Source organism: Rhodococcus sp. IEGM 1351 (assembly GCF_030056875.1).
GTDB classification, from domain to species: Bacteria; Actinomycetota; Actinomycetes; order Mycobacteriales; family Mycobacteriaceae; genus Rhodococcus_F; species Rhodococcus_F opacus.
Genome location: NZ_JASHKU010000003.1, coordinates 37707 through 59757, shown reverse-complemented (window position 1 = coordinate 59757; position 22051 = coordinate 37707). Strand labels below are relative to the sequence as shown.

The following is a 22051-nucleotide window of genomic DNA, read 5'->3' as shown; positions in this document are numbered from 1 at the left end:
AGGGTCCCCAGGAGGACGCCATGAGAAACACACAAGGTCCGGGCCCGCGCCGCTTCGGCCGGCCCGGTGGATGGCAGCAGGCGGATGTCCCCGATGCGAGCGACGCGGCCGAATGGTTCGCCGGCCGTCTTCCCGACGACTGGTTCACCGGCCCCGCGACCGTCGAGGTCGACCGCGAGGAGATCGTGGTGGTCGGCGAATTGCCGCCCGTCGAGTCCGCCGACTCCGGTTCCGAGGCGGCGATCGACGGACGCATCTCCCGATTCCGCGAAACGACCCGGGGCGATCGGATGCGCATCGCCGACGAGGCCGAGAGACGATACGGGCGCAAGGTCGCGTGGGGCGTCAGCCTCGACGGCCACAAGACGCTGTTCACTCACCTCGCCGTTCCGGTGATGACCCGGCTCCGCCAACCCGAACGCAAGGTTCTCGACACGCTCGTCGACGCCGGTGTGGCGCGGTCGCGATCGGACGCCCTGATGTGGACGGTGCGCCTGGCGGGCCAGCACAGCGAACAGTGGCTCGCCGAACTCCGCGACGCTATGGCGAAGGTGGACGAACTCAGGGCCGACGGCCCCCAGATTTAATTCGATTGCGCGGGCATCGGCGCCGTCCTATCGTGAACGGCACCGATGCGCACCGGGCGCGTCTGACAGAGGGGAACGGTCCATTGCTCCTGACGAGGTAGTCACGCGAGTCTTCATCCGCACACACCTCGGGAGTCCCCTATGGCCCAGTCATATCTGTCCCTGTCCGACCTCACGTTCACCTGGCCCGACGGCGAGCCGGTCTTCGACAGCCTCGACGCCGTCTTCGGCCCCGGACGCACCGGGGTGGTCGGTCTCAACGGTTCCGGTAAATCCACCCTGCTCCGGCTGATCGCCGGGCGCCTGCACGCCGACCGCGGGTCGGTGACGGCGCAGGGCGAGGTGGCGTATCTGCCGCAGGACATCACGCTCGATCCCGCACTGAAGGTCGACCGGATCCTGGGCATCGCCGACCTCCGGGCGGCGTTGCACCGCATCGAGTCCGGCGACGGCACACCCGAGGATTTCGATGCCGCGACCGGCCGCTGGGACATCGAGGAGCGGGCGGTGTCGACCCTGCACCGGCTCGGTCTCGAACGCGTGCTCGGCAGCACGTCCGATCTGGATCGCACCGTCGGCACCCTGTCCGGCGGTGAGACCGTGCTGCTCGGCCTCACCGCGCAGCTGTTGAAGGAACCGGAGGTGCTGCTCCTCGACGAGCCCACCAACAACCTCGACAGCGCGTCCCGCAGCAAGCTCTACGAGGTGGTGCAACAGTTTCCGGGCACCCTGCTGGTGGTCAGCCACGACCGTGACCTGCTCGATCTCATGAATTCCGTCGCGGAGCTGCGCGGTGGTGAGATCCGCATGTTCGGCGGGAACTTCAGTGCCTACCAGGAGATCGTCGAGGCGGAGCAGGAGGCCGCGCGGGCTGCGGTGCGCGATGCCCGCAGCGACGTGCAGAAGCAGAAGCGGGAGCTCGTCGAGGCCCGCATCAAGATCGACCGTCGTAAGCGGTACGGGCAGAAGATGTTCGAGAACAAGCGCGAACCGAAGATCGTGATGGGACTGCGGAAGCGCCAGGCGCAGGAATCCGCGGGGAAGCTGCGAAACAACCACATCGCGAAAGTCGACGGGGCGCGGGAGTCGTTGACGGAAGCGGAGAGTGCCCTGCGGGAGGACCGCGAGGTGCGCATCGACCTCCCGGCCACGGAGGTGCACTCGGGCCAGGAGGTGGTCTCCGTCCGGGACGTGAGCCTGCTCAGCGGACAGGAGGTGTCGCTGGACGTCGTCGGTCCCGAGCGGATCGCCCTCGTCGGACGCAACGGCGTCGGGAAGACGACCCTGCTCGACGCCGTCGTGGCCGCGGGACCGCGGGTTCCGTTCAAGGCCCTGCCGCAGCGACTCGACGTGTTCGACGAGTCGCTGACGGTCGCCGAGAACGTGGCGGCGGCGGCGCCCCACGCGTCGCAGGAACAGATCCGCGCGCAGCTGGCCCGGTTCCTGTTCCGGGGCAACGATTCCGACGTGCTCGCATCGGCGTTGTCGGGCGGGGAACGGTTGCGGGCGGCGCTGGCGACCATCTTGCTGGCCGAACCCGCCCCGCGGCTGCTGTTGCTGGACGAGCCGACGAACAACCTCGACCTGCCGAGTCTCGCCCACCTCACGCAGGCGCTCCGCAGCTACCGCGGCGCGCTGATCGTGGTCAGCCACGACCGGCAGTTCCTCCACGACATCGGCGTCACCCGGTGGCTGGAACTGACCGACGAGGCCCTTCGGGCTTGTGCGCCTTTTCGGTAGCCCCGGCTACCAGAAAGGCGCACGGGCGGAGCCTAAAGCGTGATCGCGTCGAGCCGGGTCTTGATGAAGTCGGCCGACGTGACGGGCCCGAGCCCAGCCACGGTTCCGATCGGCGGTTCCAGAGGTGTCACCTGCGCGTCGTGGTTGAGTTCGTAGAAGTAGATGAGCGACACCAGGTCTTCTTCGGGGGCGTCGGCCTGCGGCGGCAGCACGCGGTGCCGGCCCGACGGCCAGCGCTTGCCGCTCCAGTACTCGAGGAGGTCGCCGATGTTGACGGTGACAGCGTCGGGGTCGTAGGGCGCGTCCTCCCAGCCGCCTTCGTCGGTGTACACCTGGAGTCCGCCTGCGCCGGGTTCCCGGTCCAGGACGGTGACGGTGCCGAAGTCGGTGTGCGGCCCGATGCGGAACTGGCCCGGCTCAGGCTCCCCCACCGACGACATCGGCGGGTAGTGGTTGATGTTGCACGTCCACGTCGGGCGGTCCGCGAGCCCGTCGAAGGGGTTGACGGGCAGCGCGAGTGCCGACGAGAACAGGGCGAGGAGGTCGTCCGAGAGCCGGCGCATCGCCTCGGTGTAGGTGGTGAGAAGGGCGCGCAGTTCCACCACTTCGGCGGGCCACACGTTGGGCTTGAACCACACGTCGTCGACGAGGGGATCCCCGGTGCACGTCTCGGCCCCGACGGCGAACGTCTCCTTGAGGTCCGGGGGCGTCTCGGTGCCCTCGGCATAGCCGTTGGCCTCCATCCCGGGCCCGATCCAGCCGCGTTCGCCCACGATCGCCGAGTACCGCGCCTTCACCTCTTCGGGAAGTGCGAAGAACCGGCGCGCTGCAGTCCGTACGTCCGCGGCCAGTTCGCGCGTCACCCCGTGGCCGCGGACGAGGAGGAAACCGGCGCGCTGCAGTCCCTCGTCGACGTCCCGGGCGACGGCCGCGGCGGAGGGTCCGCCCGCCCGCCAGAGTGCGATGTCGACGGTGGCGATCGGGGTCATTCGGCTACTCCAATGTCTTCGTTCCAGAGTTCGGGCTGGTTCTCGATGAATTCGGTCATGAGGTCGATGCAGTGTTGATCGCGCAGGACGGTCACGTCCACGCCGTTCTCGCGGAGCCATTCGTGGCCGCCGGTGAACGTGACGCTCTCCCCCACGACGATCGCGCCGATGTTGAACTGCCGGACCAGACCGCTGCAGTACCAGCACGGTGACAGGGTCGTCACCATGATCGTCGAGCGGTAGTCGCGCTGGCGCCCGGCGGCCCGGAACGCGTCCGTCTCACCGTGGACGGACGGATCGGCGTGCTGGACCCGTCGGTTGCGGCCGCTGCCCAGCAGGGTTCCGTCGCCGGCGAAGAGCGCGGCCCCGATCGGTATCCCGCCCTCGCGTTTGCCGAGTTCGGCTTCGGCGATCGCCACGGTCAGCAGTTCCTCGGGGTCGAGGGCCATCCGCGCAGAGTTCACAGAGATCGACATGCCTCTACCTTGCGTCTCGGACGGCGCGACCACAACGGACACACTGTGGTAACGAACGGGCCTTAACCTGTACAGACTGTCCGCCTCCCGAGGAGGGTTCGACGATGTCGTTGACCGTGCGCGAGTTGCTCCGGAACCAGTTCTTCAGCGCGAACCCGCAGGTTCTGGCCGGGAAGTCGCAGCTCGGCCGCACGGTGCGCTGGGTACATTCCAGTGAAATCTACGAGATCAGCCCGCTGCTGTCCGGGGACGAGTTGCTGCTGACCACCGGGCTGGGTCTGTCCGGTGTGGATCCCGGCACCCGCAGGCACTATCTCCGCGAGGTCGGGGAACGCAATGTGGCGGCCGTGGCGATCGAGTTGGGCCGGACGTTCGACGCCGTTCCGGGCGACATGATCGAGGAGGCGGCCGCCCTGGACCTGCCGCTGATCGCGCTACGGACAGTGGTCCCGTTCATCGAACTCTGCCAGAACGCCAATACGGAGATCATCTCCCGGGAGGTGTCGGCCCTGCGGACCCAGAACGAACTGTCCCGCGTCCTGGAGGCCGAACTGATGGCAGGCAACGGGGTGGCCCGGTTGCTCGAGCGCATCAGCGAGGCGAGCGGCTGCCCACTGATCGTCACCAGCGGCAGCGGGGCGCTGGTCGCGGCGCACGGCGTCGACGACGACCGCGCGGCCTGGGCAGCAGCCGACGCCGGAACCGTCACGGCCACAATCCATTCGCGGGACGGTGCGTGGGGGACGTTGACGGCCGGGCCGGGTTCCACGATGAACTCGCCCGTGTTGCGTGCGCTACTCGAACGGTCGACGGCGTCGCTCGGGCTTGCACTCACCTACTCGGGCAGCCTCGCGGGACGTCCGCAGCGCGCCGCAGCCGCGCTGGTGTCGGACTTGCTGGACCGCAACGACGTTCGGCAGATCGACCTCACCGTGCGGTCCGCCGCGGCGGGGTTCCATCCCGCGCCGGGCAACCGGGTGGTCGCGGTCGCCATCGATTCGCCGGGTTCGCGCATCGCGACCCGGTTGCTGGATTCGGCCGCCAAACTGCTCGGGCAGCCGTGCCTGCGTGCGGAGGTGCACGCGAGCACGTTCGGCCTGATCGCGGTCCCCGCACCCGTGGTCGACCCGGTGGGGACTGCCGTCGACTGCTTTCAGGAATCTTTGGCGTCCAACATCACCGACGGGGTGACGGTGGTGGTCGGCGATCCGTGCGACTTCGCTCCCGGAGACGTCGGCACCGCGCTGCACACCGCCCGCTCGGGACTGCGCCTCGCGATGTCTGCCCGGCGGTCGTGGCTGTCGGGCCGGGTAGTGACGACGACGCGGGAACTCGCCCCGGAACTCGCGCTCGATCGGCTGCCTCCCGACGTCAGGGAGCGGATGGTCGCGACAACCATTGCGCCGCTGGTGGAGTGGGATCGAACCCATTCGAGCGACCTGGTCCGTACCCTGGAGGTGCACCTTCGGCACGGGTGCAGCGCCACCAGTTCGGCGTCGGCGCTGCATCTCGGCCGGCAATCGCTGTACCAGCGACTCGAGCGTATCCGGACCCTCCTCGGATACGACCCGGGTTCGCCGTCGATGTACGGTTCGCTGCTACTTGCCCTGTGCGCCAACAGGTTGGCCACGTGAGATCTTCGCACCGTTGATCGCGAGGTACAGCGCTCCGGCCAGCACGAAGCCGACGAAGAACGTGATGTCGCCGAGTTCGGGTACCGCGCGCACCACGTAGCCGACGAACTTCTCCTGATTGGAGAACAACAGAACAGAGCCGACGAGGGCGATCACGAACGCGGTCAGACCACCCCAGTTGCTGTACTCGCGGTTGTACAGGAGGTTGTCGATCCGCTGTCCGCGGCGCAGATACTGGTCGGCGAACATGATGCCCAGCCACGGTCCGATCCAGTAGGCGACGATGAGCAGGAAGGCCTCGTAGCTCGCGGCGGCGTCGGCGAGCGCCCACCACGCCACGAGGAATCCGACGACTCCGAACATCATGGTGACCACCGCCCGCTGCGTCTTCAGCGGCAACCTCAGCCCGATGGTCACGAAGGCCATCGACCCGGAATACACGTTGAGGGCATTGGCGGCGACCGCCCCGAGTGCAATGGCGAGCAACGTCAGATTCGCCAGTGCCGAGGGCAGATTCGCGGTGAACGCGTCGGTCGGGTTGTGGGAGGACGGTGCGCCGATCGTCACGGAGGCGGCGCCGACGACCGACAATGCGACACACGAGACGAACAGCCCGGCCGAGGCGAACAGCCCGGTGCGGACCCTCGACACGGTGGCCGGCAGATACCGGGTGTAGTCGGCGGCGTACGGCGTCCAACCGGCCGCGTAGCCGAACGCCGTTCCGACGGTGAGGAGGAACCCGCCCATTCCGCCGACACCACCCTCGACCGCGGGCGCGCCCGGGTTCGACTTCGCGAGTATTACCACCGCGGTGATCGCGAAGATCACGGCCAGCACAGGGAACGCGTAACGCTCGAACGCCTGGACCAGGTTGTGCCCGAAGAACGCGAACACGGTCTGGACGACGACGATCACGAGCAGTGAGGGCAGGGGCGCCAGACCGGTCAGCGTGTTGAGTGCGAACGCGCCGCTGACGCTGTTGGTGGCGAACCAGCCGACGCCGCACATGATCGACATGAACGCCGACGGAAGGGCGTTGCCCCAATACCCGAAGCCGAGGCGTCCGAGCACCATCTGCGGAACGCCGTGCAGGGGACCGCGCGCGGACAGAACGTAATGCGCGGCAGCCCCGAGACCCGTCCCGAGGACGAGCCCGAGCGTCGCCTGCCAGAACGTCATCCCGAACACCGACACGGACAGGACGCCGATGAAGATCGTGGCGAACTCGAGGTTCGGCGACATCCACGTCCAGAAGAGTTGGCGTGGAGTTCCGTGGCGGACCTCGTGCGGAATGAACTCGTTTCCGCCCGGTTCGACGGCCAGGACGCGGTCGCCGTACTCGCGTTCGGCAGCGGTCGCATCGCTGGTGGTGCCCTCGGTAATTGCCATAGAAGCACTGTGTTCGCCCAGGCCGGCGCCGACAACCGACAATGTGTCCGTCAAACGTGCGCTCGGGGCGGACAGATCGACGGGACGCAGTCGCCCCGGGTCTTGCGTTGGAGTGCACTCCAGGTCGTACTGTTCAGTCATGGCCACCCAGTTGGAGCAGTCGCCCGGAGCGTTCGCGAGCATCTCGGAGGTCTCGGCCATCACGGGCCTCACGCAGGACACCCTTCGCTGGTATGAGCGCGAGGGGATGATTCCCAGGATCGCGCGGGGTTCGGACCGTCGTCGCCGCTACAGCGAGCGGGACGTGCGGCTCATCGAACTGCTGGTGAAACTGCGGACCACGGGCATGCCGACCAGTGACATGCAGCGTTTCGCGGTGCTGCTGACCGGGGGCGCCGAGACCCACGAGCGGCGGTTGGCGCTGCTGCTCGCGCATCGCGAACGCATCCTCGCCCAGCAGGCGAGGCTCGACGACGCCCTGGCGGCACTCGACACCAAGGTGGATCACTACCGTGCCCTCATCGCAGGGACCGACGAAGACCCTGCCCGACAACGACGAGGAGAAGCATGACCGACATCGGTACGACAACCCTGGGTGACGCGCTCACCGTCTCCGACATGGGTTTCGGAGGAATGGCTCTCACACCCGTCTACGGCGGGGTGGAACCGGGGAAGGCGCTCTCGACACTGCATCACGCGGTGGATCTCGGAGTGAGTTTCCTCGACACCGCCGACGTGTACGGGGCCGGCGACAACGAGCGGTTGATCGCGCAGTTACTGAGGGACCGGCGCGAGGAAGTCACGCTGGCAACCAAGTTCGGGATTGTGGGGGATCCGAGGAAGCGGAGCGAGGGCGGCGCCTCGACCCGCGGCGACCGCGCCTACGTCCACGAGGCGGTGGACGCCAGCCTGCGCCGACTCGGCATCGGCACGATCGACCTCTACTACCTGCACCGCCCCGACCCGTCGGTTCCGATCGAGGACACCGTCGGTGCGATGGCCGAACTGGTGGCGGCGGGCAAGGTGCGACACCTCGGACTGTCGGAGGTGACGGCCGGGGAGCTGGCGTCCGCGCACGCGGTGCATCCCATCACGGCAGTCCAGTCGGAGTGGAGCATCTGGAGCCGCGACGTCGAGGCGCGGGTCGTGCCGGCGGCGGCCGCACTGGGTGTCGGGTTCGTCCCCTACTCGCCGCTCGGCCGGGGGTTCCTCACCGGGACCGTCACCGGCGTCGACACCTTGGCGCCCAACGACTTCCGCCGGACCCTCCCCCGGTTCGCGGCGGGCACGCTGCAGCGGAATCTCGGCGTGGTGGACGCGGTGAATTCGGTCGCAGGCGACCTGGGTGCCACGCCCGCACAGGTTGCGCTGGCGTGGCTCTACGCGCAAGGCCGCGCGTTCGGACTTCCGGTCGTACCCATCCCCGGAACCCGCAGTGCGGAACGGGTGACGGAGAACGCCGGTGCTCTCGGTATCGAACTCGATGCGGCGCAGCTTGCGGTGCTGAACTCGGCCGGGGAGCATGTGGAGGGTGCGCGTTCGGAGGATCTGCAGTGGGTGTCGGAGGGCCGCGACTTCTGAGTGATGCAGACTGGGCGGGTGCAGCACGCTACCAATCCCGTCGACGGTGTCCGGATCGCGTACAAGACCGTCGGCGACGGTGAGCCGCTCGTTCTCCTTCACGGCACGGCGCTCTCCCACGCGATCTGGCGGGGTTTCGGCTACGTCGCCGCGCTGCGTGACCGGTACCGGCTGATCCTGGTCGATCTGCGGGGCCACGGGCGCAGCGACAAGCCGCACGACGAGGACGCGTACGCGATGGATCTGGTCAGCGGCGACGTCCTGGCGGTCCTCGACCACCTGGACCTTCCCAGCGCACATGTTCTCGGGTACTCGCTCGGCGGCCGGGTCGCGCTGGCGTTGGCGGTCGGGGCGCCCGAACGACTGGAGAGCCTGATCGTCGGCGGCGGCAGCAGCCGACCGCAGGCCGGCGCGTTCGACCGCCTGTTCTTCCCGGGCTGCATCGACGTCCTCGAGCGGGACGGCATGGATGCGTTCCTGGGGCAGTGGAATGCCCGGCGCGCGTGGCCGATCGACGCCGGCACCCGGGCGGCGTTCATAGCGAACGACGCGAAGGCACTCGCCGCGTACATGCGGCGTTCCGGTGTGGAGCCGGGTGTGGACGACGACGTCCTGCGCGGGATCGCCGTCCCCACCCTGCTGTTCGTCGGTTCGAACGACTCCGAGCGGATCGGCGACACCCAGCGGGTGGCGGCACTGATTCCCGGTGCGTCGCTGACGGTCCTGCCCGGGTTCGACCACTCGACGACGGTGGCCGCGAGCACCGAGGTGCTCGCGGCCGTCGAGCCGTTCCTCGCCTCGGTGTGACCCCTACATCCATTCGACCAGCTGGATGATCACCCCGTTGGGGTCGCTCATCTGGAAGTAGCGTTCGCCCCAGGGCTCGGTTTCGATGGGCGTCACGATCGGGACGCCCTCCGCCTGCAGTCGCTCGTATTCACCGTCGATACCGTCGACGACGAGCGCGATCAGCAACCCCTGGCCGGCGTCACCGGCAATCCGCGCTGGCTTGAACGTCTCCAGTCCGGTCTTCAGGAAGACCAGATTGAAGCCGACGTCCGCGCGCTTCAGTGACACGAAGCCCTCTGCGGCCATCTCCTCGACGAAGCCCAGGTGGGACTTGGCGAACTCGGCCGACGCACTGGGGTCTGCGACGTTCAGCGACAGTGCGCTCGCGGTGACCTTCACGGTGGTGTCCTTTCGTTGACGACACCCCACTAACGTACACCGTACGACATTTGTTCCCGAGGGCACGTCATCACATCGCCAGCAGACCCTTCGCGATGTGCGTCACCTGGATCTCGTTGCTGCCTGCGTAGATCATCAGCGACTTCGCGTCGCGCGCGAGTTGCTCGACCCGGTACTCGGCCATGTAGCCGTTGCCGCCGAACAACTGCACCGCCTCCATCGCCACCTCCGTAGCCGCCCGCGAGGAGTAGAGCTTCATCGCCGACGCCTCCGCGAGGCTCACCTGATCGCCCGCCGCGGTGCGCTCGATGGCGTTGAAGACCATGTTCTGCACGTTGATGCGGGCGATTTCCATCTCCGCGAGCTTGAGCTGGATGAGCTGGAACTGGGCGATCTCCTTACCCCACAACTTTCGGGACTTGGCGTAGTCGACGCACAGCCGGTGACACTCGTTGATGATGCCCAGCGACAGCGACGCGATGCCGATCCGTTCGGCCGCGAAACTCTCCTTCGCGCTCGACTTGCCGTCGGACTTGCCGCCGTCCTCGGTCTCGCCGAGCAGACGGTCGCGGGTGAGGCGCACGTTGTCGAAGAACAGTTCCCCGGTGGGTGAGGAGTTCATGCCCATCTTCTTGAACGGCGCACCCTGGGTGAGCCCCTCCATGCCCGCGTCGAGGACGAACGCGAGAACCTTCCGGTCCCGGCGGTCGACGGACGAGTCTCCCTCGTCGAGCTTCGCGTAGACGATGATGACGTCGGCGTAGGGGCCGTTGGTGATGAACGTCTTCTGCCCGTTGAGGATGTAGTCGTCGCCGTCGCGGCGCACGTACGACTTCATGCCGCCGAACGCGTCCGAGCCGGAGTCGGGCTCGGTGATGGCCCAGGCTCCGACCTTCTCGAACGTGACCAGTCCGGGTAGCCAGCGCTCCTTCTGCGCCAGCGTCCCGCGACTGCGGATGGTGCCCGCCGCCAGCCCGAGGCTGACCCCGAGCGAGGCGACGAGTCCGAGGCTGACGCCGGCCAGTTCGGCGTTCATGATGACGCCCATGCTGCCCGCACCGCCGAGGCCGCCGGACTTCTCCTCCTTCGCGCCGGACGCGGCGTCCCCACTTCGCTCGCGGTCCAGCGACTTCGTCAGCGCGTCACGAGCCATCTCGTCCAGGCCGAAGGTGGCGAAGAGTTTGCGGATGATGTCGAACGGAGGCAGCTCGCCGGTCTCCAACTTGTCGACGTGCGGTCGAATCTCCTTGTCGATGAAGCCGCGGATCGCGTCGCGGAACATCAGGTCGGTATCTGACCACTCATACATGCCGGGCACTCCAGTCACTGAGAGACAAACGGTTGCCGCAAATATAGAACACGTTCCTATTCTTGGACAGGTGTGCCGGACGGCGCACCCGTTCGGAACGGCACCGGAGCCCCTTCGGCCAGCACCACGTACGCGCGACGCCACGGGTCCGTCCCGACGAGCGTCCACTCGTGCCCGCTCCCGGCGGTGTCCTCGGCCAGCAGGACGTCGCCCTCACGGAGGCGGAACTGCTCACCGTTGCGGGTCCGGAAGTCGAGGGTGCCGCTGAGGGTCAGCACGAGTTGCCGCACCGGCGCGGTGTGCCAGTCGAAGGATCCGCCCGAAGTCGTCTCCTCGAAGCTGACGTGGGTCACGTCCACACCCGCGGTGCAGAGATCGCCGTTCCGCCCCGGGTCCATGGCGAGGAAACCCAACTCGACGTGGGATGCATCGTCCGCCCCGGTCCACAGCCGCACACATCGAATCATGCCGAGCCACCTTTCGTTTCACCGATCCCGAGCCACTTCGACCTCAGCCGGTCGAGGGTGCCGTCCGCGGCCAGGGTGCGCTGCGCCGACTCGATGCCTTCGCGCAGCGCGTGATCACCCGTGCGGACGGCGACGGCGATCTCCTCGCGGGAGATTCCCCGTTCGACCACTTCCACGTGCGGGCGGTCCCGGACGAGCCAGGTGAGGACCGGCGCGAGTTTCATGACGGCATCGCACCCGCCCGAGGACAGGTCGTCGAGGGCTTGGCCGATCCGGTCGTAGGCGTACACCCGGATCGCACCCGCGCGGCCCTCCGCGACCAGCCTCTCCACGATCGGCTGACTGGTGTTGCCGTGCTGGACACCGACGGTCAGACCACCCAGATCGTCCACCCCGCGCACTCCGGGATGCCGCGACGTGTCGACGGCGAGGGACTGACCCGACACGAGGTACGGAGCGCAGAAATCCGCGCGCCCCCGCCGCTCCGGCGTCACGGTGGTTCCCGAGGCGATGCAGTCGAATTCACCGTCCGTCAGCGCGTCGAAAATGCCGTTGAAGTCGGTGCCCCGGTACGGGACGAGCGACCATTCGACGCCGAGCACCTGCGCGACCGCCCGCGTGAACTCGACATCGAAACCCGCCGGAGCCCCACCGTCCCGGAATTCGAACGGCGGGTCGGGCAACGCCGAACCCACCCGCAGTACCCGCGCTGCCGCCGTCATGCCATCCCTCTCCGCCGTGACGAGTACCTACGAGCCGATCAGCCCCAACCGCTGTGCCAGCCAAGGCAATTCCTTCTCCAGTCCCGCAGACCACACCGCGAAGCTGTGCCCGCCCGGCACTTCCACGTACTGCACGTCCATGCCCGCGTCCTTCGCGGCCTGATAGACCTTCTGGGCACCCGGCTTGTATGCGTCGTCGTCACTGCCGATCACGAAGACCCCGGCCGAATCCGGGTACTGCTTCGACGCCATCAGATCGAGCGGGTTGACCCGCTTGAACGCCGCCTCGTCACCGCCGAATCCGTCGTCGAGGGTGCGCTGGTGGTCGCCGAGCGTGGGTTCTTCCTGACCCGAGATGTCGAGGAACGTCGGGTACACGTCGGGATAGTTGGTGGCCATCTGGAGCGAACAGGTGCCGCCGTAGGAGAGGCCGCCGATCGCCCACGCCTTGGGGTCCGGGTTGACCTGCAGGTTCGACTTCACCCAGGACGGAACGTCCTTCGCCAGATACGTGGCCACGTTGCCCAGCTTCGAATCGACACACAGGGGGTTCGCGATCTGCGAGCCGGTGCCGTCCGCCACCACCACGATCGGGGCCAGTCCCCCGTGCTTCGCGGCGAACTCGTTCATCGTGGTGGCGAGCTTGCCTCCGGCGAACCAGTCCTCCGGCGAACCGGGCTGACCGGCCAGCATCACGAGCACCGGCAACAGGGGGCGTGGGTTGGCGAAGTAGGCGGGCGGGAGGTAGATCTCGGCGTCGCGGGCGGCGAAACCCGACGCCGTCCCGGGAACGCCCGCCGTCAGGACCCGCCCCTCGCTCGGCATTCCGGGCGGGGCGGTCCACGACGCGTCGAGAGGCGTTCCCGTCACCACGGTCTCGGTGGTGCTGCCGAGGTCGTTCATCTGAACCCGGTCGAACGGCTCCGCCCCGAATGCCGTGCCCACCGTGGGATAGGCATCGAACACCAGGTTGATCTGCGTCGCGGACGCGAGAAGGACGGCGAATACCGCGAGAACCGACACGACGGCGGCTTTCACCGTCCGGCCGGCGCGGATCCTCGGCACGAGCAGGACGATCGCGAAGAGCCCCAGACCGATCCACACGTAGATGGAAATCTCGATGGGATCTGGGAACGGCCGGAGCACCTTCTCGACCATCACGTACAGGACGACGGTGACCACCACCGACACGGCCAGGCAGATCGGAATCGCTTTCCTGGGGTACCAGGGTGCGCGGGCGGCGAGCAGCCACACGCCGCCGAGCACACCGATCACCGTGAGGATCCAGGGCAGAGGCCCTGAGATCACGCTGAGGTCGCTGAGCCATTCCACGTCACGAAGCCTAGAGCGCGAACCCGCACTACGTCGGCGACTCGGAACGACCGGTAAAATTGCGCGGGTGACATTCATCAAGGTGTGCGGTCTGCGAGACGTGGCCTCCGTCGATCTGGCCGTGCGACTCGGCGTCGACGCCGTGGGGTTCGTGTTCGCCGACAGCGTCCGCCGGATCTCCCCCGAGGACGCCGCGCCGCTGGTCCGCCGGGTCACCGGTCACACCGTCGCGGTGGGCGTGTTCAAGGGGAGTCCCGTGTCGGAGGTGATCGAGGTCGCCGCCACCGCAGGTCTCGGAACCGTTCAGATGCACGACCTGAAGTCCGCCGACGACGTGGCCCGGTTGCGGGAGGCGGGGCTCGGCGTGATCCGTGCCGTGGTCGCCGGTGACACGTCGGGCGATTTCGGCGCCGACCGCATCCTGGTCGACGGAGCGACCGCCGGGGCAGGCGTGCCCTGGGACTGGGCGAACCAGAGCCGACCCGACGGCGAGTGGATCCTGGCCGGCGGACTTCATCCGGGCAACGTGCGGGCTGCCGTCGACGCGACCGGCGCGTGGGGTGTCGACGTGTCGAGCGGTGTCGAATCCTCGCGTGGTGTGAAGGATGCGGCGCTGATCGAGCAGTTCGTCGCCGCCGTCCGATCCGGCGACTGAGTCAGCCCGGCATCCCGGCCACTGAATCTTCGACGTCCCACGACGCGAGCACCGTCCGGATACCCACGACCAGCGCGAGCGGCTGGTCGATCATCACGTGGTGTCCGGCGTCGGGGATCTCGACCACCACCGCAGTGGGCCCGAACCGGCGGCGCATGCCGTCCATCATGGTGTCGGTGACGATGCCGTTCTCGGCGCGGAAGTAGGCGATCCGGCAGCGTGGGTCGGATCCGCCCAGGTGATCGCTGCCGTGACGCGCGAAGAACGCGGAGTCGAACTTCCACGCCCAGCCGCCGTCCACCTCCTCCATCGAGTTCTCGGCGACGTGCCGCAGGACCGCGGGCACCGCGGTGTCCTGCGGCGGGACGAACCGGAACCGCTCGAGCGCCTCGGCCCTGGACGGGTAGACCTTCTTCGGACCGAAGGCACGCTGCTTCCGCGCTTCTTCCTCCTCCGGTGTGCGGGCGAGGACGGGCGAATCGATCAGCGCGACACCCGCCAGATCCTCGCCGAACAGCTGCGCGGCCACGTAGGACACCATGCCGCCCATGCTGTGCCCGACGAACACCGGCGCCCCCGAGATACCCGCCGGCTTCGCCACCGCCAGGGCTTCTTCCGCCCACTGCTCCAGGCCGTACTCCGCGCGCCGGTCGCTGTCGCCGTGCCCGGTGAGGTCGAGGGCGACGACGCGACGGTCCGTGGCCAGCATGGGTGCCACATGGTCCCACCACCGGCTGTGGGCGGCGCCGCCGTGAACGAGCACGATTCCCGGTGATCCCGACGGCCCCCACGCACGGTAGTGAACCTGTGCACCGGCGACGTCGACCCGGCCGGTGTCGACCGGCGACGCCAACGCCGTGGTGAACCAGCGGGGCGCGTCCGTCTGCACGTTGCTCATTCACCGAACATACCGACCACGTGTGGCCGTCCCCGACCGCCCTACAGAAGGTCGAGCATGGCTGTGACCGCGCGTTCGACCACCGGGAACCGGTCCGGGGCCAGATCGTGGCGGGCTCCCTCGAGTTCGACGAGCGTCGTCGGTGCGGGGATCAGTTCGACCGCCGACCGCATCTCGTCGGTGCTCGCGAACGGGTCCTTCGAACCGTGCACCACCACGGACGGGGTGCGGAGACCGGGCAGGTGCTCGGTGCGGAGCTTCTCCGGCTTGGCCGGCGGATGCAGCGGGTACGACAGCAACAACAGGGCGTCGACGAGACCCGGTCGCTCCGAAGCGAACATGGACGCCTGCCGCCCGCCGTACGAGTGCCCGCCGGCCCACACCGGCGCCGTCACCAGCTCCCGCATCACGGCCACCGCGGCCGCGATGCCGTCCCGGTCCTCCGCCGCCTTCGACGGATGCGGCGGACCCGACGCGCGGCGCTGACGGAACGGGAGATCGAACCGCAGCACGACGACCCCCCGCTCCACGAACCCGTCGGTCACGGCGCGCAACAGCTTTGTGTCGCAGTCACTTCCCGCTCCATGCGTCAGGACCAGCCCCGCCACCCCGTCACCCTCGGGGTGATGGAGATGTCCGCGCACACCGTCACGTTCCAGCAACTCGCTCATGCGGTTCACGGTAGTGGAATGTCGGCCTGCTCCGGCGCGTGCAACTCCGCCAGTTCTTCGCACGGCTGGTCCGCGAGTTCGTTGGCGCGTGGCACGACGCCCGTGCTCCAGTACCCGTGCAGCATGCCCGGGGAGATCCGGAGTCGAACCGGCACGCCGGCGGCCTCCAGCACAGCGGCGTACGCGGGGGCGTGATCTCGGAGGGGATCACATCCGGCCCCGCACACGATGGCGGGTGCCACTGCCGTCAGGTCGCCCTCGATCGGTGAGACGCGGGGGTCGAGAGACAGGCTGCGGTCTGGGAGGTAGCCGGCCCCCATGTCCTCATTCGCCCGCACCCTCTGTCGTGCCGAAATCCGACGGTTGATTGCGATTGGCTCTCGGTCTGTTTGCCGGGTTTCGGTGCGGGGTACCTTAACAACACGACTGCTGGGAGTAGCCAATGGACACCATGACCATCATCTGGATCATCGTCGCGATCGTCGTCGTGCTCGCCGTCATCGCGCTGCTCGTTGCGGCATCACGCAAGCGCAACGAGCGCCGCCACCAGGAGGCCGACAGCATCCGCGCGAGGGCACAGGAGCAGACATCCGTCGTCGAGAAGCGTGAGGCGATCGCGGAGGAGACTGCGGCCGACGCCAGAAGGGCTCAAGCGGAAGCAGAGGCCAAGGCGGCCGAGGCCAAGAGACTGCAGGTCGACGCGCAAACGCACCAGAACACGGCGACCACGTCTCGGGACGACCTGAAGCACGAGTGGCAGCGGGCCGACGAGCTCGATCCCGACGTCAAGACGACGGACACTCCGCCGAACGACGCCAGAGCCACCGACGCTCGGACCACTGGAACGGGGCCGACGAACGCTCGCGCCACCGATGCCCGAACCACGGGTGCAGGGCCTGCCAACGGTCGGCCCACCGGCACGGACTCCACGAATACCCATGGAGCACACGCGAAGCCGACCGACACGTCGTCGACATAGCGTTCGAGGACATAGCGTTCGAGTACGACACGTGCATCGGCCTTGCGCCGGTGCCCACACGGGAGGTCGGAAATGCGTATCGGACGGCTCGTGACGCTCATCGTGATCATTTGGCTGATCATCGGCGCCGTTGCCGTGTGGCAGCGCGGTTACTTCAAGGACACGACGGCCGATTGCGCCAGCGCCGGAACGATCGCGGTCACCGTGATCGCCGGACCACTCAACTACGCGGGTGTGAACCCGAAGATCGATTGTGAAGTGCCGCAACCGAGTCAGTAGTTCCAGACCGTCAACCGAAAGAGGGAAGACCGTGATCGTTCTCGGGATCATCCTGCTCGTCATCGGCCTCGTCGCGGGGATTTCCATCCTCACGACGATTGGAATCATCCTTCTCGTCATCGGCCTCGTGCTGCTACTGCTGGGCACGACGGGCCGCGCGGTCGGCGGGCGGAAGTACTGGTATTGACGTCGGCGCTCATCCGTTCGACATAATCAATCATTGACATTATCAATGATTGATAGTTAGGTTCCTTTCGAGTATGCATGCGTGCGCCGCACGCGTGCCGTCGAAAGGAACCTCGCATGTCTTCGGTTGCACTGGAACGGACCATTTTCGACGCCGATCACGATGCGTTTCGGGAAACGGTGCGCCGGTTCGCCGAACGTGACGTCGCCCCGCATCTTCGCGACTGGGCCGACGCGGGACAGGTCGACCGGGACGTCTTCCGCCAGGCCGGCAAGCTCGGGCTCCTCGGGATCAATGTCGAGGAGCGATTCGCCGGCGGCGGAATCGACGACTTCCGTTTCAACGCCATCGTCATCGAAGAACTCTGCCGCGTCGGGGCCCCTGCCGTGGTGATGGGCCTGGCGGGCATCAACGACCTCGTCACCCCTTACCTCGTCTCGCTGGCGAACGAGGAGCAGAAGCATCGGTTCCTGACGCCCTTGTGCACCGGCGAGAAGATCGGTGCCATCGCCATGACGGAGCCCGGTGCGGGCAGCGACCTGGCCGCGATCTCCACGACCGCCCTCCCCGACGGGAACGATCTGGTCCTCAACGGCACCAAGATCTTCATCAGCAACGGAATGCTCGCCGACTTCGTGATAGTCGTAGCCAAGACGGATCCGGCAGCGGGCAAGAAGGGCGTGAGCCTGCTGGTGGTCGAGGACGGGACGGCCGGCTTCACCCGCAACGGGCCGCTGCACAAGGTCGGCCTGACCGCCCAGGACACCGCCGAGCTCGTATTCGACGACGTCCGCATCCCCCGCGAGAACGTCCTGGGTGAACTGAACGACGGCTTCGGCTACCTGGGAGACAATCTGCCCCAGGAGCGCCTCAGCGTGGCCGTCACGTCCATGGCGTCGATGCGACGCACGTTCGACCAGGCCCTGACGTACAGCTGCGATCGGACCGCGTTCAGCCAGAGGGTGGCCGACTTCCAGGCCAACCGCTTCTACCTCGCGGAACTCGCCACCGAGATCGAGATCGCGCAGTGCTTCACCGACCGCTGCATCCTCGACGCCGCACACGGCACCCTCGACGAGGTGACCGCGGCGATGGCCAAATGGTGGATCACCGAGCTGCAGCAGCGGGTCGTCCAGCGCGCGGTTCAACTGCACGGCGGCTACGGATACATGCGCGAGTACGACGTCGCCCAGGACTACCTCGACTGCCGCGGCGGGCCGATCTACGCCGGCACCACCGAGATCATGAAGGAAATCATCGGGCGCAAGCTCACGCGTGCCTGACGGGTCCGATTCAGCCGAAGCGTTGGCGATCTCTTCCATTGACAACTTCAATGATTAATGTTTAATTGTGATCCGCGCTACACGCGCGATCCGCTCTGTTGTCCCACGCTCGGCCAAGGAGTATCGATGACGGTCACCGCCACCGCCGGCACCATGTCGGCCACCCAACGCAAGAAGGAAGTTCGCAGGGTGATCCTGTCGAGCTACCTGGGCAGCACCATCGAGTTCTACGACTTCCTGCTCTACGCCACCGCAGCGTCCCTCGTCTTCGGTCCGGTGTTCTTCGCCGATCTGGACCCTCTGGCCGCGAGCATCGCATCGATGGGAACGTTCGCCGCCGGCTACGTCGCGCGCCCCCTGGGCGGAATCGTCTTCGGTCACTTCGGGGACACCGTCGGCCGCAAGGCCATGCTGCTGATCTCGATGACCGTCATGGGCATCGCGTCGTTCGCGATCGGGCTCATTCCGCCGCCGGAGATGATCGGGTCCTGGGCCGCGGTGATCCTCGTACTGCTCCGCGTCTGCCAGGGACTCGCCGTCGGCGGCGAATGGGGTGGCGCAGCGCTGATGTCGCTCGAGCACGCCGAATCCGGCAAGCGCGGATTCGCAGCGGCGTTCACCAACGCGGGCGCCCCCACCGGCGCGCTGCTCGGCACGCTCGCGCTGGCGGCCGTGTCGCTTCTCCCCGACGAGCAGTTCCTGACGTGGGGCTGGCGCATCCCGTTCCTGATCTCGGCATTCATGCTGGCTCTCGGCCTGTTCATCCGGTCCAAGGTGTCGGAGAGCCCGCTGTTCACGGCGGCGCTGAAGGAATCCGCGAAGAAGGAGACCACCCCGCCCATCGTCACCATCCTGAAGCGGCCCCGCGCGGTCGTCGTGGCGTCGATGAGCTGCATCGCGAGCTTCGGAATGCAGACTGCATTCACCACGTTCGCCATCACCTACGCCGTGTCGAGCGGCGCCCCGCGGTCCGACGCGCTGCTGGCGTTCTCCTTCTGCCAGTTCTGTGCGATCTTCCTGGTCCTCGGATCTGCGCGACTGTCCGACCGGATCGGCCGCCGCCCGGTCATGCTCGCGGGACTCGGCGCGATGATCCTCAGCGTCTACCCACTGTTCCTGCTGCTCAGCACGGGACAGTTCCCGTTCGTCGCGCTCGCCTTCGTCGGCTACACCCTCTGCCACTCGGCCACCTACGGTCCGATGGCCGCGTTCATCTCCGAGCAGTTCGGCACCCGGGCGCGCTACACCGGAGCGTCGCTCGGATACCAGCTGGCCACCCTCATCGGCGCGGGATTCACCCCCGTCATCCTGGCGTCGCTGTTCGCCTCGTCCGGCAAGTCGATCCTCCCGGTCGGGTTGTTCATCATCGCACTGTGCGTGGTCAGCGCCGTCTTCCTCGTCGCGACGAAGGAGAGCAAGGACAACGACCTGAGCGCCGAGACCCCGTCGGCCTGACGCACCCATCCCGCCACAAGCTCGAGAGTAGCTTCGAAGAGAACGAGGAGTCACCATGGACAACGAAGGCATCGGCTCGTGGCTCGAGCGCCGCATCACCATGACGCCGAAGAACGAGGCGCTCGTCTTCGACGGACGGGCCGTCACGTACGAGGAGATGGCCCTGCGGACCCGCCGACTCGCCCACGGCCTGCGCGCCCTCGGCGTCGAGAAGGGTGACTGCGTCGGCTTCTTCGGTTTCAACGACCCCGCGGCGCTCGAGGTGATGTTCGCGGCCGGGCTGCTCGGTGCCACGTATCTCCCGCTCAACGCACGCCTCACCGCCGAGGAAGCTCGCTACGTGCTCGTCGATTCACGCTGCACCACAGTGATATTCGGCGATCAGCAGGCCGACGTCGCGCAGAAGCTGGCGAAGTCGGACACCCCGGTCACCACCTGGATCGGCCTGGGCAACTCGTGGTCCACCCACACGTACGAGGGCGTGCGCGCCGGGCAGCCGGACACCCGCATCGACGAGCAGGTGGGCCTCGACGACCTGTCCGTGCTGATGTACTCGTCGGGCACCACCGGAGCACCGAAGGGTGTCATGCTCAGCCACGGCAACATGCTGTGGAACGCGCTGAACCAGCTTCTCGCCCAGGACATGACGTCGAAGGAACGCACGCTGTCGGTGGCGCCGCTGTTCCACATCGGCGGGATCGGCGGCGCCGTCACACCGACACTGCTCAACGGCGGCACCGTGGTGCTGCTGCGCAAGTTCGATGCCGGCGTCGTCCTCGACACGATCGAGAAGGAACGCATCACCACGTTCTTCGCGGTCCCCACGATGATCCAGGAACTCTGGCACCACCCCCGGTTCGCGGACGCCGACGTGTCCAGTCTGCGGGCCATCTGCGTCGCCGGGGCTCCGCTACCCGAAGCGTTGATCTCCCCGTGGCAGGACCGGGACGTCGCGATCACGCAGGCGTACGGCCTGACGGAGACCGCGCCGTCGGTGACCATGCTGTCGAGCGCGGACGTGCGCACCAAGATCGGGTCCGCCGGCAAACGGACGTTCTTCACCGACGTCGACGTCGTGCGTCCGGACGGGTCGAGCGCCGAACCGCACGAGATCGGCGAGATCGTCGCCAAGGGCCCGAACGTGATGCTCGGCTACCTGAATCAGCCCGAGGCGACCGCCCGCACGATCGTCGACGGCTGGCTGCACACCGGCGACGCCGGCTACTTCGACGACGAAGGTTTCCTCTTCATCTGCGACCGCTACAAGGACATGTACATCTCGGGCGGCGAGAACGTCTACCCCGCCGAGGTCGAGGCGGCACTGCTGAGACTGGAGGGCATCCGGGAGGCGGCGGTGATCGGCGTCCCCCACGAGAAGTGGGGTGAGACCGGTATGGCCTTCGTCGTCGCCGCCGACGGCACGACCCTCGACGAGGAGACGGTGCGCGTCCGGCTGCGAGAAAAGCTCGCGGGCTTCAAGATTCCCACGTTCATCCAGATCGCGGAGGCACTCCCCCGCACCGCCACCGGCAAGATCCGCAAACCTGACCTGCGCAAGCTTGCCGCTTCGCAGCCTGTGAGTACTTCTTAACCGCGGGCGGTTAACAAGTACTCACGAGCGTGCTTGCATTATGGAATGAAGCACATCGGGATCGTGTTGTTCGACGGCGTCGAGGAGTTGGACGCCGTCGGGCCGTGGGAGGTGCTGTCCGCGTGGACGCGCATGTACCCGGACGACGGATACACCGTGTCCTGCCTCTCCGCGTCGGGCGGGAGTGTGCAGTGCGCCAAGGGCCTCGTCCTGGGCGCTCATCATTCCCACGCCGACGCGCCGCCCCTCGACGTGCTGCTCCATCCCGGCGGTCAGGGCACGCGGCCACAACTGCTCGACGACGCCCATCTCGACTGGGTGCGCCGCCAGCGCGCCGTCGTTCCGTTGATGACCAGCGTGTGCACGGGTTCCCTGGTCTACGCGAAAGCCGGCCTGCTGAAAGACAGGCCGGCTACGACGCATTGGGCGTCGTTGGCGTTGCTGGCGGAGATCGATCCGACCATCGACGTGCGCCCGGACGATCGATTCGTCGACGACGGCGACGTGATCACGTCGGCCGGTGTCTCCGCGGGTATCGACATGGCACTGCACCTCGTCGCCCGCTTCGCCGGAGCGGAGCGGGCGCGCGAGGTGCGCCGCTATATCCAGTACGACCCTCGCCCCCTGTGAGTACTTGTT

General features: G+C 67.5%; 25 protein-coding genes. 14 read left to right on the top strand and 11 right to left on the bottom strand.

Going from position 1 to position 22051, the window contains the following annotated elements; genetic code table 11:
* Positions 1-20: 20 nt before the first annotated feature.
* Positions 21-587, top strand: coding sequence for an ATP-binding transcription factor AbmR (abmR, locus tag QM806_RS06255; RefSeq protein ID WP_005243791.1), 567 nt, complete (start codon positions 21-23; stop codon positions 585-587).
* Between the two features lie 141 nt (positions 588-728).
* Entirely contained in the window at positions 729-2327 is a 1599-nt protein-coding gene (locus QM806_RS06250; RefSeq protein ID WP_005569197.1) for an ABC-F family ATP-binding cassette domain-containing protein, read from the top strand.
* A gap of 32 nt (positions 2328-2359) precedes the next feature.
* Here QM806_RS06250 and QM806_RS06245 read toward each other — a convergent pair whose 3' ends face one another.
* Positions 2360-3316: an isopenicillin N synthase family dioxygenase gene (locus tag QM806_RS06245; RefSeq protein ID WP_283290758.1), complete on the bottom strand. Its 957-nt coding sequence runs from the start codon at positions 3314-3316 to the stop codon at positions 2360-2362.
* Entirely contained in the window at positions 3313-3792 is a 480-nt protein-coding gene (locus QM806_RS06240) for a nucleoside deaminase (RefSeq protein ID WP_052024015.1), read from the bottom strand. The genes QM806_RS06245 and QM806_RS06240 overlap by 4 nt, the downstream gene beginning before the upstream one ends.
* Before the next feature lie 104 nt (positions 3793-3896).
* Between QM806_RS06240 and QM806_RS06235 the strand changes: the two genes are divergently transcribed.
* Positions 3897-5426: a PucR family transcriptional regulator gene (locus QM806_RS06235; RefSeq protein WP_054247419.1), complete on the top strand. Its 1530-nt coding sequence runs from the start codon at positions 3897-3899 to the stop codon at positions 5424-5426.
* On the opposite strand, the gene QM806_RS06230 is transcribed toward QM806_RS06235, so the two are convergent.
* Entirely contained in the window at positions 5391-6815 is a 1425-nt protein-coding gene (locus QM806_RS06230) for a purine-cytosine permease family protein (protein ID WP_269591436.1), read from the bottom strand. The genes QM806_RS06235 and QM806_RS06230 overlap by 36 nt on opposite strands.
* Positions 6816-6954: 139 nt before the next feature.
* Here QM806_RS06230 and QM806_RS06225 point away from each other — a divergent pair, with 139 nt between their 5' ends.
* Genes QM806_RS06225 through QM806_RS06215 form a run of 3 tightly spaced genes read left to right on the top strand, consistent with a single transcriptional unit; the run spans position 6955 to position 9203 of the window.
* Positions 6955-7386 carry a MerR family transcriptional regulator gene (locus QM806_RS06225; RefSeq protein WP_005569188.1) on the top strand — a complete coding sequence of 144 codons (432 nt, stop codon included), beginning with the start codon at positions 6955-6957 and terminating at the stop codon, positions 7384-7386.
* Positions 7383-8396, top strand: a complete 1014-nt coding sequence (locus QM806_RS06220) for an aldo/keto reductase (RefSeq protein ID WP_054247417.1) — start codon at positions 7383-7385, stop codon at positions 8394-8396. The genes QM806_RS06225 and QM806_RS06220 overlap by 4 nt, the downstream gene beginning before the upstream one ends.
* Before the next feature lie 3 nt (positions 8397-8399).
* Positions 8400-9203 (top strand): alpha/beta fold hydrolase, encoded by an 804-nt coding sequence (locus tag QM806_RS06215; protein WP_283290974.1) that lies wholly within the window; start codon positions 8400-8402, stop codon positions 9201-9203.
* A gap of 3 nt (positions 9204-9206) precedes the next feature.
* Here QM806_RS06215 and QM806_RS06210 read toward each other — a convergent pair whose 3' ends face one another.
* The 5 genes from QM806_RS06210 to QM806_RS06190 all read right to left on the bottom strand — a co-directional run bounded on the left by QM806_RS06210 (position 9207) and on the right by QM806_RS06190 (position 13414).
* Positions 9207-9584 (bottom strand): VOC family protein, encoded by a 378-nt coding sequence (locus tag QM806_RS06210; RefSeq protein WP_005263638.1) that lies wholly within the window; start codon positions 9582-9584, stop codon positions 9207-9209.
* A 70-nt stretch (positions 9585-9654) separates the two neighbouring features.
* Positions 9655-10893, bottom strand: a complete 1239-nt coding sequence (locus QM806_RS06205; protein WP_005571433.1) for an acyl-CoA dehydrogenase family protein — start codon at positions 10891-10893, stop codon at positions 9655-9657.
* Between the two features lie 56 nt (positions 10894-10949).
* Positions 10950-11360, bottom strand: a complete 411-nt coding sequence (locus tag QM806_RS06200; RefSeq protein WP_005571431.1) for a cupin domain-containing protein — start codon at positions 11358-11360, stop codon at positions 10950-10952.
* The gene (locus QM806_RS06195) at positions 11357-12082 is read right to left on the bottom strand and encodes an ABC transporter substrate-binding protein (protein WP_005571429.1); all 726 of its coding nucleotides are present in this window, start codon (positions 12080-12082) and stop codon (positions 11357-11359) included. The genes QM806_RS06200 and QM806_RS06195 overlap by 4 nt, the downstream gene beginning before the upstream one ends.
* A 27-nt stretch (positions 12083-12109) precedes the next feature.
* The gene (locus tag QM806_RS06190) at positions 12110-13414 is read right to left on the bottom strand and encodes an alpha/beta hydrolase (protein ID WP_005571427.1); all 1305 of its coding nucleotides are present in this window, start codon (positions 13412-13414) and stop codon (positions 12110-12112) included.
* A 67-nt stretch (positions 13415-13481) separates the two neighbouring features.
* Here QM806_RS06190 and QM806_RS06185 point away from each other — a divergent pair, with 67 nt between their 5' ends.
* Positions 13482-14069 (top strand): phosphoribosylanthranilate isomerase, encoded by a 588-nt coding sequence (locus QM806_RS06185; protein WP_005571426.1) that lies wholly within the window; start codon positions 13482-13484, stop codon positions 14067-14069.
* Between the two features lies 1 nt (position 14070).
* Here the strand turns inward: QM806_RS06185 and QM806_RS06180 are convergent, their stop codons facing one another.
* From QM806_RS06180 to QM806_RS06170, 3 genes are read right to left on the bottom strand one after another with little or no spacing between them, the layout of a single operon-like run.
* Positions 14071-14967, bottom strand: coding sequence for an alpha/beta fold hydrolase (locus QM806_RS06180; RefSeq protein WP_005571425.1), 897 nt, complete (start codon positions 14965-14967; stop codon positions 14071-14073).
* Positions 14968-15008: 41 nt separating this feature from the next.
* Positions 15009-15647 (bottom strand): alpha/beta hydrolase family protein, encoded by a 639-nt coding sequence (locus QM806_RS06175; protein WP_005571424.1) that lies wholly within the window; start codon positions 15645-15647, stop codon positions 15009-15011.
* A complete protein-coding gene (locus QM806_RS06170; RefSeq protein WP_245371752.1) occupies positions 15644-16081 on the bottom strand; it encodes an alpha/beta hydrolase fold domain-containing protein in 438 nt (145 codons plus the stop codon). The genes QM806_RS06175 and QM806_RS06170 overlap by 4 nt, the downstream gene beginning before the upstream one ends.
* Here QM806_RS06170 and QM806_RS06165 point away from each other — a divergent pair.
* From QM806_RS06165 to QM806_RS06135, 7 genes are all read left to right on the top strand, one after another.
* A complete protein-coding gene (locus tag QM806_RS06165; protein WP_005571422.1) occupies positions 16081-16617 on the top strand; it encodes a hypothetical protein in 537 nt (178 codons plus the stop codon). The two genes, QM806_RS06170 and QM806_RS06165, sit on opposite strands and share 1 nt — an antisense overlap.
* Before the next feature lie 72 nt (positions 16618-16689).
* Positions 16690-16896 carry a hypothetical protein gene (locus QM806_RS06160; protein WP_005571421.1) on the top strand — a complete coding sequence of 69 codons (207 nt, stop codon included), beginning with the start codon at positions 16690-16692 and terminating at the stop codon, positions 16894-16896.
* A 31-nt stretch (positions 16897-16927) separates the two neighbouring features.
* Positions 16928-17083, top strand: coding sequence for a DUF6131 family protein (locus QM806_RS06155; RefSeq protein WP_005263616.1), 156 nt, complete (start codon positions 16928-16930; stop codon positions 17081-17083).
* A gap of 116 nt (positions 17084-17199) precedes the next feature.
* The gene (couH, locus tag QM806_RS06150; protein WP_133986183.1) at positions 17200-18366 is read left to right on the top strand and encodes a dihydro-p-hydroxycinnamoy-CoA dehydrogenase; all 1167 of its coding nucleotides are present in this window, start codon (positions 17200-17202) and stop codon (positions 18364-18366) included.
* A gap of 126 nt (positions 18367-18492) precedes the next feature.
* Positions 18493-19821 carry a p-hydroxycinnamate MFS transporter gene (couT, locus tag QM806_RS06145; RefSeq protein ID WP_007299241.1) on the top strand — a complete coding sequence of 443 codons (1329 nt, stop codon included), beginning with the start codon at positions 18493-18495 and terminating at the stop codon, positions 19819-19821.
* 55 nt (positions 19822-19876) lie between these two features.
* The gene (gene couL / locus QM806_RS06140; protein ID WP_054247412.1) at positions 19877-21412 is read left to right on the top strand and encodes a p-hydroxycinnamoyl-CoA synthetase; all 1536 of its coding nucleotides are present in this window, start codon (positions 19877-19879) and stop codon (positions 21410-21412) included.
* Positions 21413-21457: 45 nt separating this feature from the next.
* The gene (locus tag QM806_RS06135; RefSeq protein WP_005571416.1) at positions 21458-22042 is read left to right on the top strand and encodes a DJ-1/PfpI family protein; all 585 of its coding nucleotides are present in this window, start codon (positions 21458-21460) and stop codon (positions 22040-22042) included.
* Positions 22043-22051 lie beyond the last annotated feature (9 nt).

Excerpts from the sequence above, each read along its gene's own strand:
- abmR (WP_005243791.1), top strand. The coding sequence starts at position 21 with ATGAGAAACACACAAGGTCCGGGCCCGCGCCGCTTCGGCCGGCCCGGT.
- QM806_RS06250 (WP_005569197.1), top strand. The coding sequence starts at position 729 with ATGGCCCAGTCATATCTGTCCCTGTCCGACCTCACGTTCACCTGGCCC.
- QM806_RS06245 (WP_283290758.1), bottom strand. The coding sequence starts at position 3,316 with ATGACCCCGATCGCCACCGTCGACATCGCACTCTGGCGGGCGGGCGGA.
- QM806_RS06240 (WP_052024015.1), bottom strand. The coding sequence starts at position 3,792 with ATGTCGATCTCTGTGAACTCTGCGCGGATGGCCCTCGACCCCGAGGAA.
- QM806_RS06235 (WP_054247419.1), top strand. The coding sequence starts at position 3,897 with ATGTCGTTGACCGTGCGCGAGTTGCTCCGGAACCAGTTCTTCAGCGCG.
- QM806_RS06230 (WP_269591436.1), bottom strand. The coding sequence starts at position 6,815 with ATGGCAATTACCGAGGGCACCACCAGCGATGCGACCGCTGCCGAACGC.
- QM806_RS06225 (WP_005569188.1), top strand. The coding sequence starts at position 6,955 with ATGGCCACCCAGTTGGAGCAGTCGCCCGGAGCGTTCGCGAGCATCTCG.
- QM806_RS06220 (WP_054247417.1), top strand. The coding sequence starts at position 7,383 with ATGACCGACATCGGTACGACAACCCTGGGTGACGCGCTCACCGTCTCC.
- QM806_RS06215 (WP_283290974.1), top strand. The coding sequence starts at position 8,400 with ATGCAGACTGGGCGGGTGCAGCACGCTACCAATCCCGTCGACGGTGTC.
- QM806_RS06205 (WP_005571433.1), bottom strand. The coding sequence starts at position 10,893 with ATGTATGAGTGGTCAGATACCGACCTGATGTTCCGCGACGCGATCCGC.
- QM806_RS06200 (WP_005571431.1), bottom strand. The coding sequence starts at position 11,360 with ATGATTCGATGTGTGCGGCTGTGGACCGGGGCGGACGATGCATCCCAC.
- QM806_RS06195 (WP_005571429.1), bottom strand. The coding sequence starts at position 12,082 with ATGACGGCGGCAGCGCGGGTACTGCGGGTGGGTTCGGCGTTGCCCGAC.
- QM806_RS06180 (WP_005571425.1), bottom strand. The coding sequence starts at position 14,967 with ATGAGCAACGTGCAGACGGACGCGCCCCGCTGGTTCACCACGGCGTTG.
- QM806_RS06165 (WP_005571422.1), top strand. The coding sequence starts at position 16,081 with ATGGACACCATGACCATCATCTGGATCATCGTCGCGATCGTCGTCGTG.
- QM806_RS06160 (WP_005571421.1), top strand. The coding sequence starts at position 16,690 with ATGCGTATCGGACGGCTCGTGACGCTCATCGTGATCATTTGGCTGATC.
- couH (WP_133986183.1), top strand. The coding sequence starts at position 17,200 with ATGTCTTCGGTTGCACTGGAACGGACCATTTTCGACGCCGATCACGAT.
- couT (WP_007299241.1), top strand. The coding sequence starts at position 18,493 with ATGACGGTCACCGCCACCGCCGGCACCATGTCGGCCACCCAACGCAAG.
- couL (WP_054247412.1), top strand. The coding sequence starts at position 19,877 with ATGGACAACGAAGGCATCGGCTCGTGGCTCGAGCGCCGCATCACCATG.
- QM806_RS06135 (WP_005571416.1), top strand. The coding sequence starts at position 21,458 with ATGAAGCACATCGGGATCGTGTTGTTCGACGGCGTCGAGGAGTTGGAC.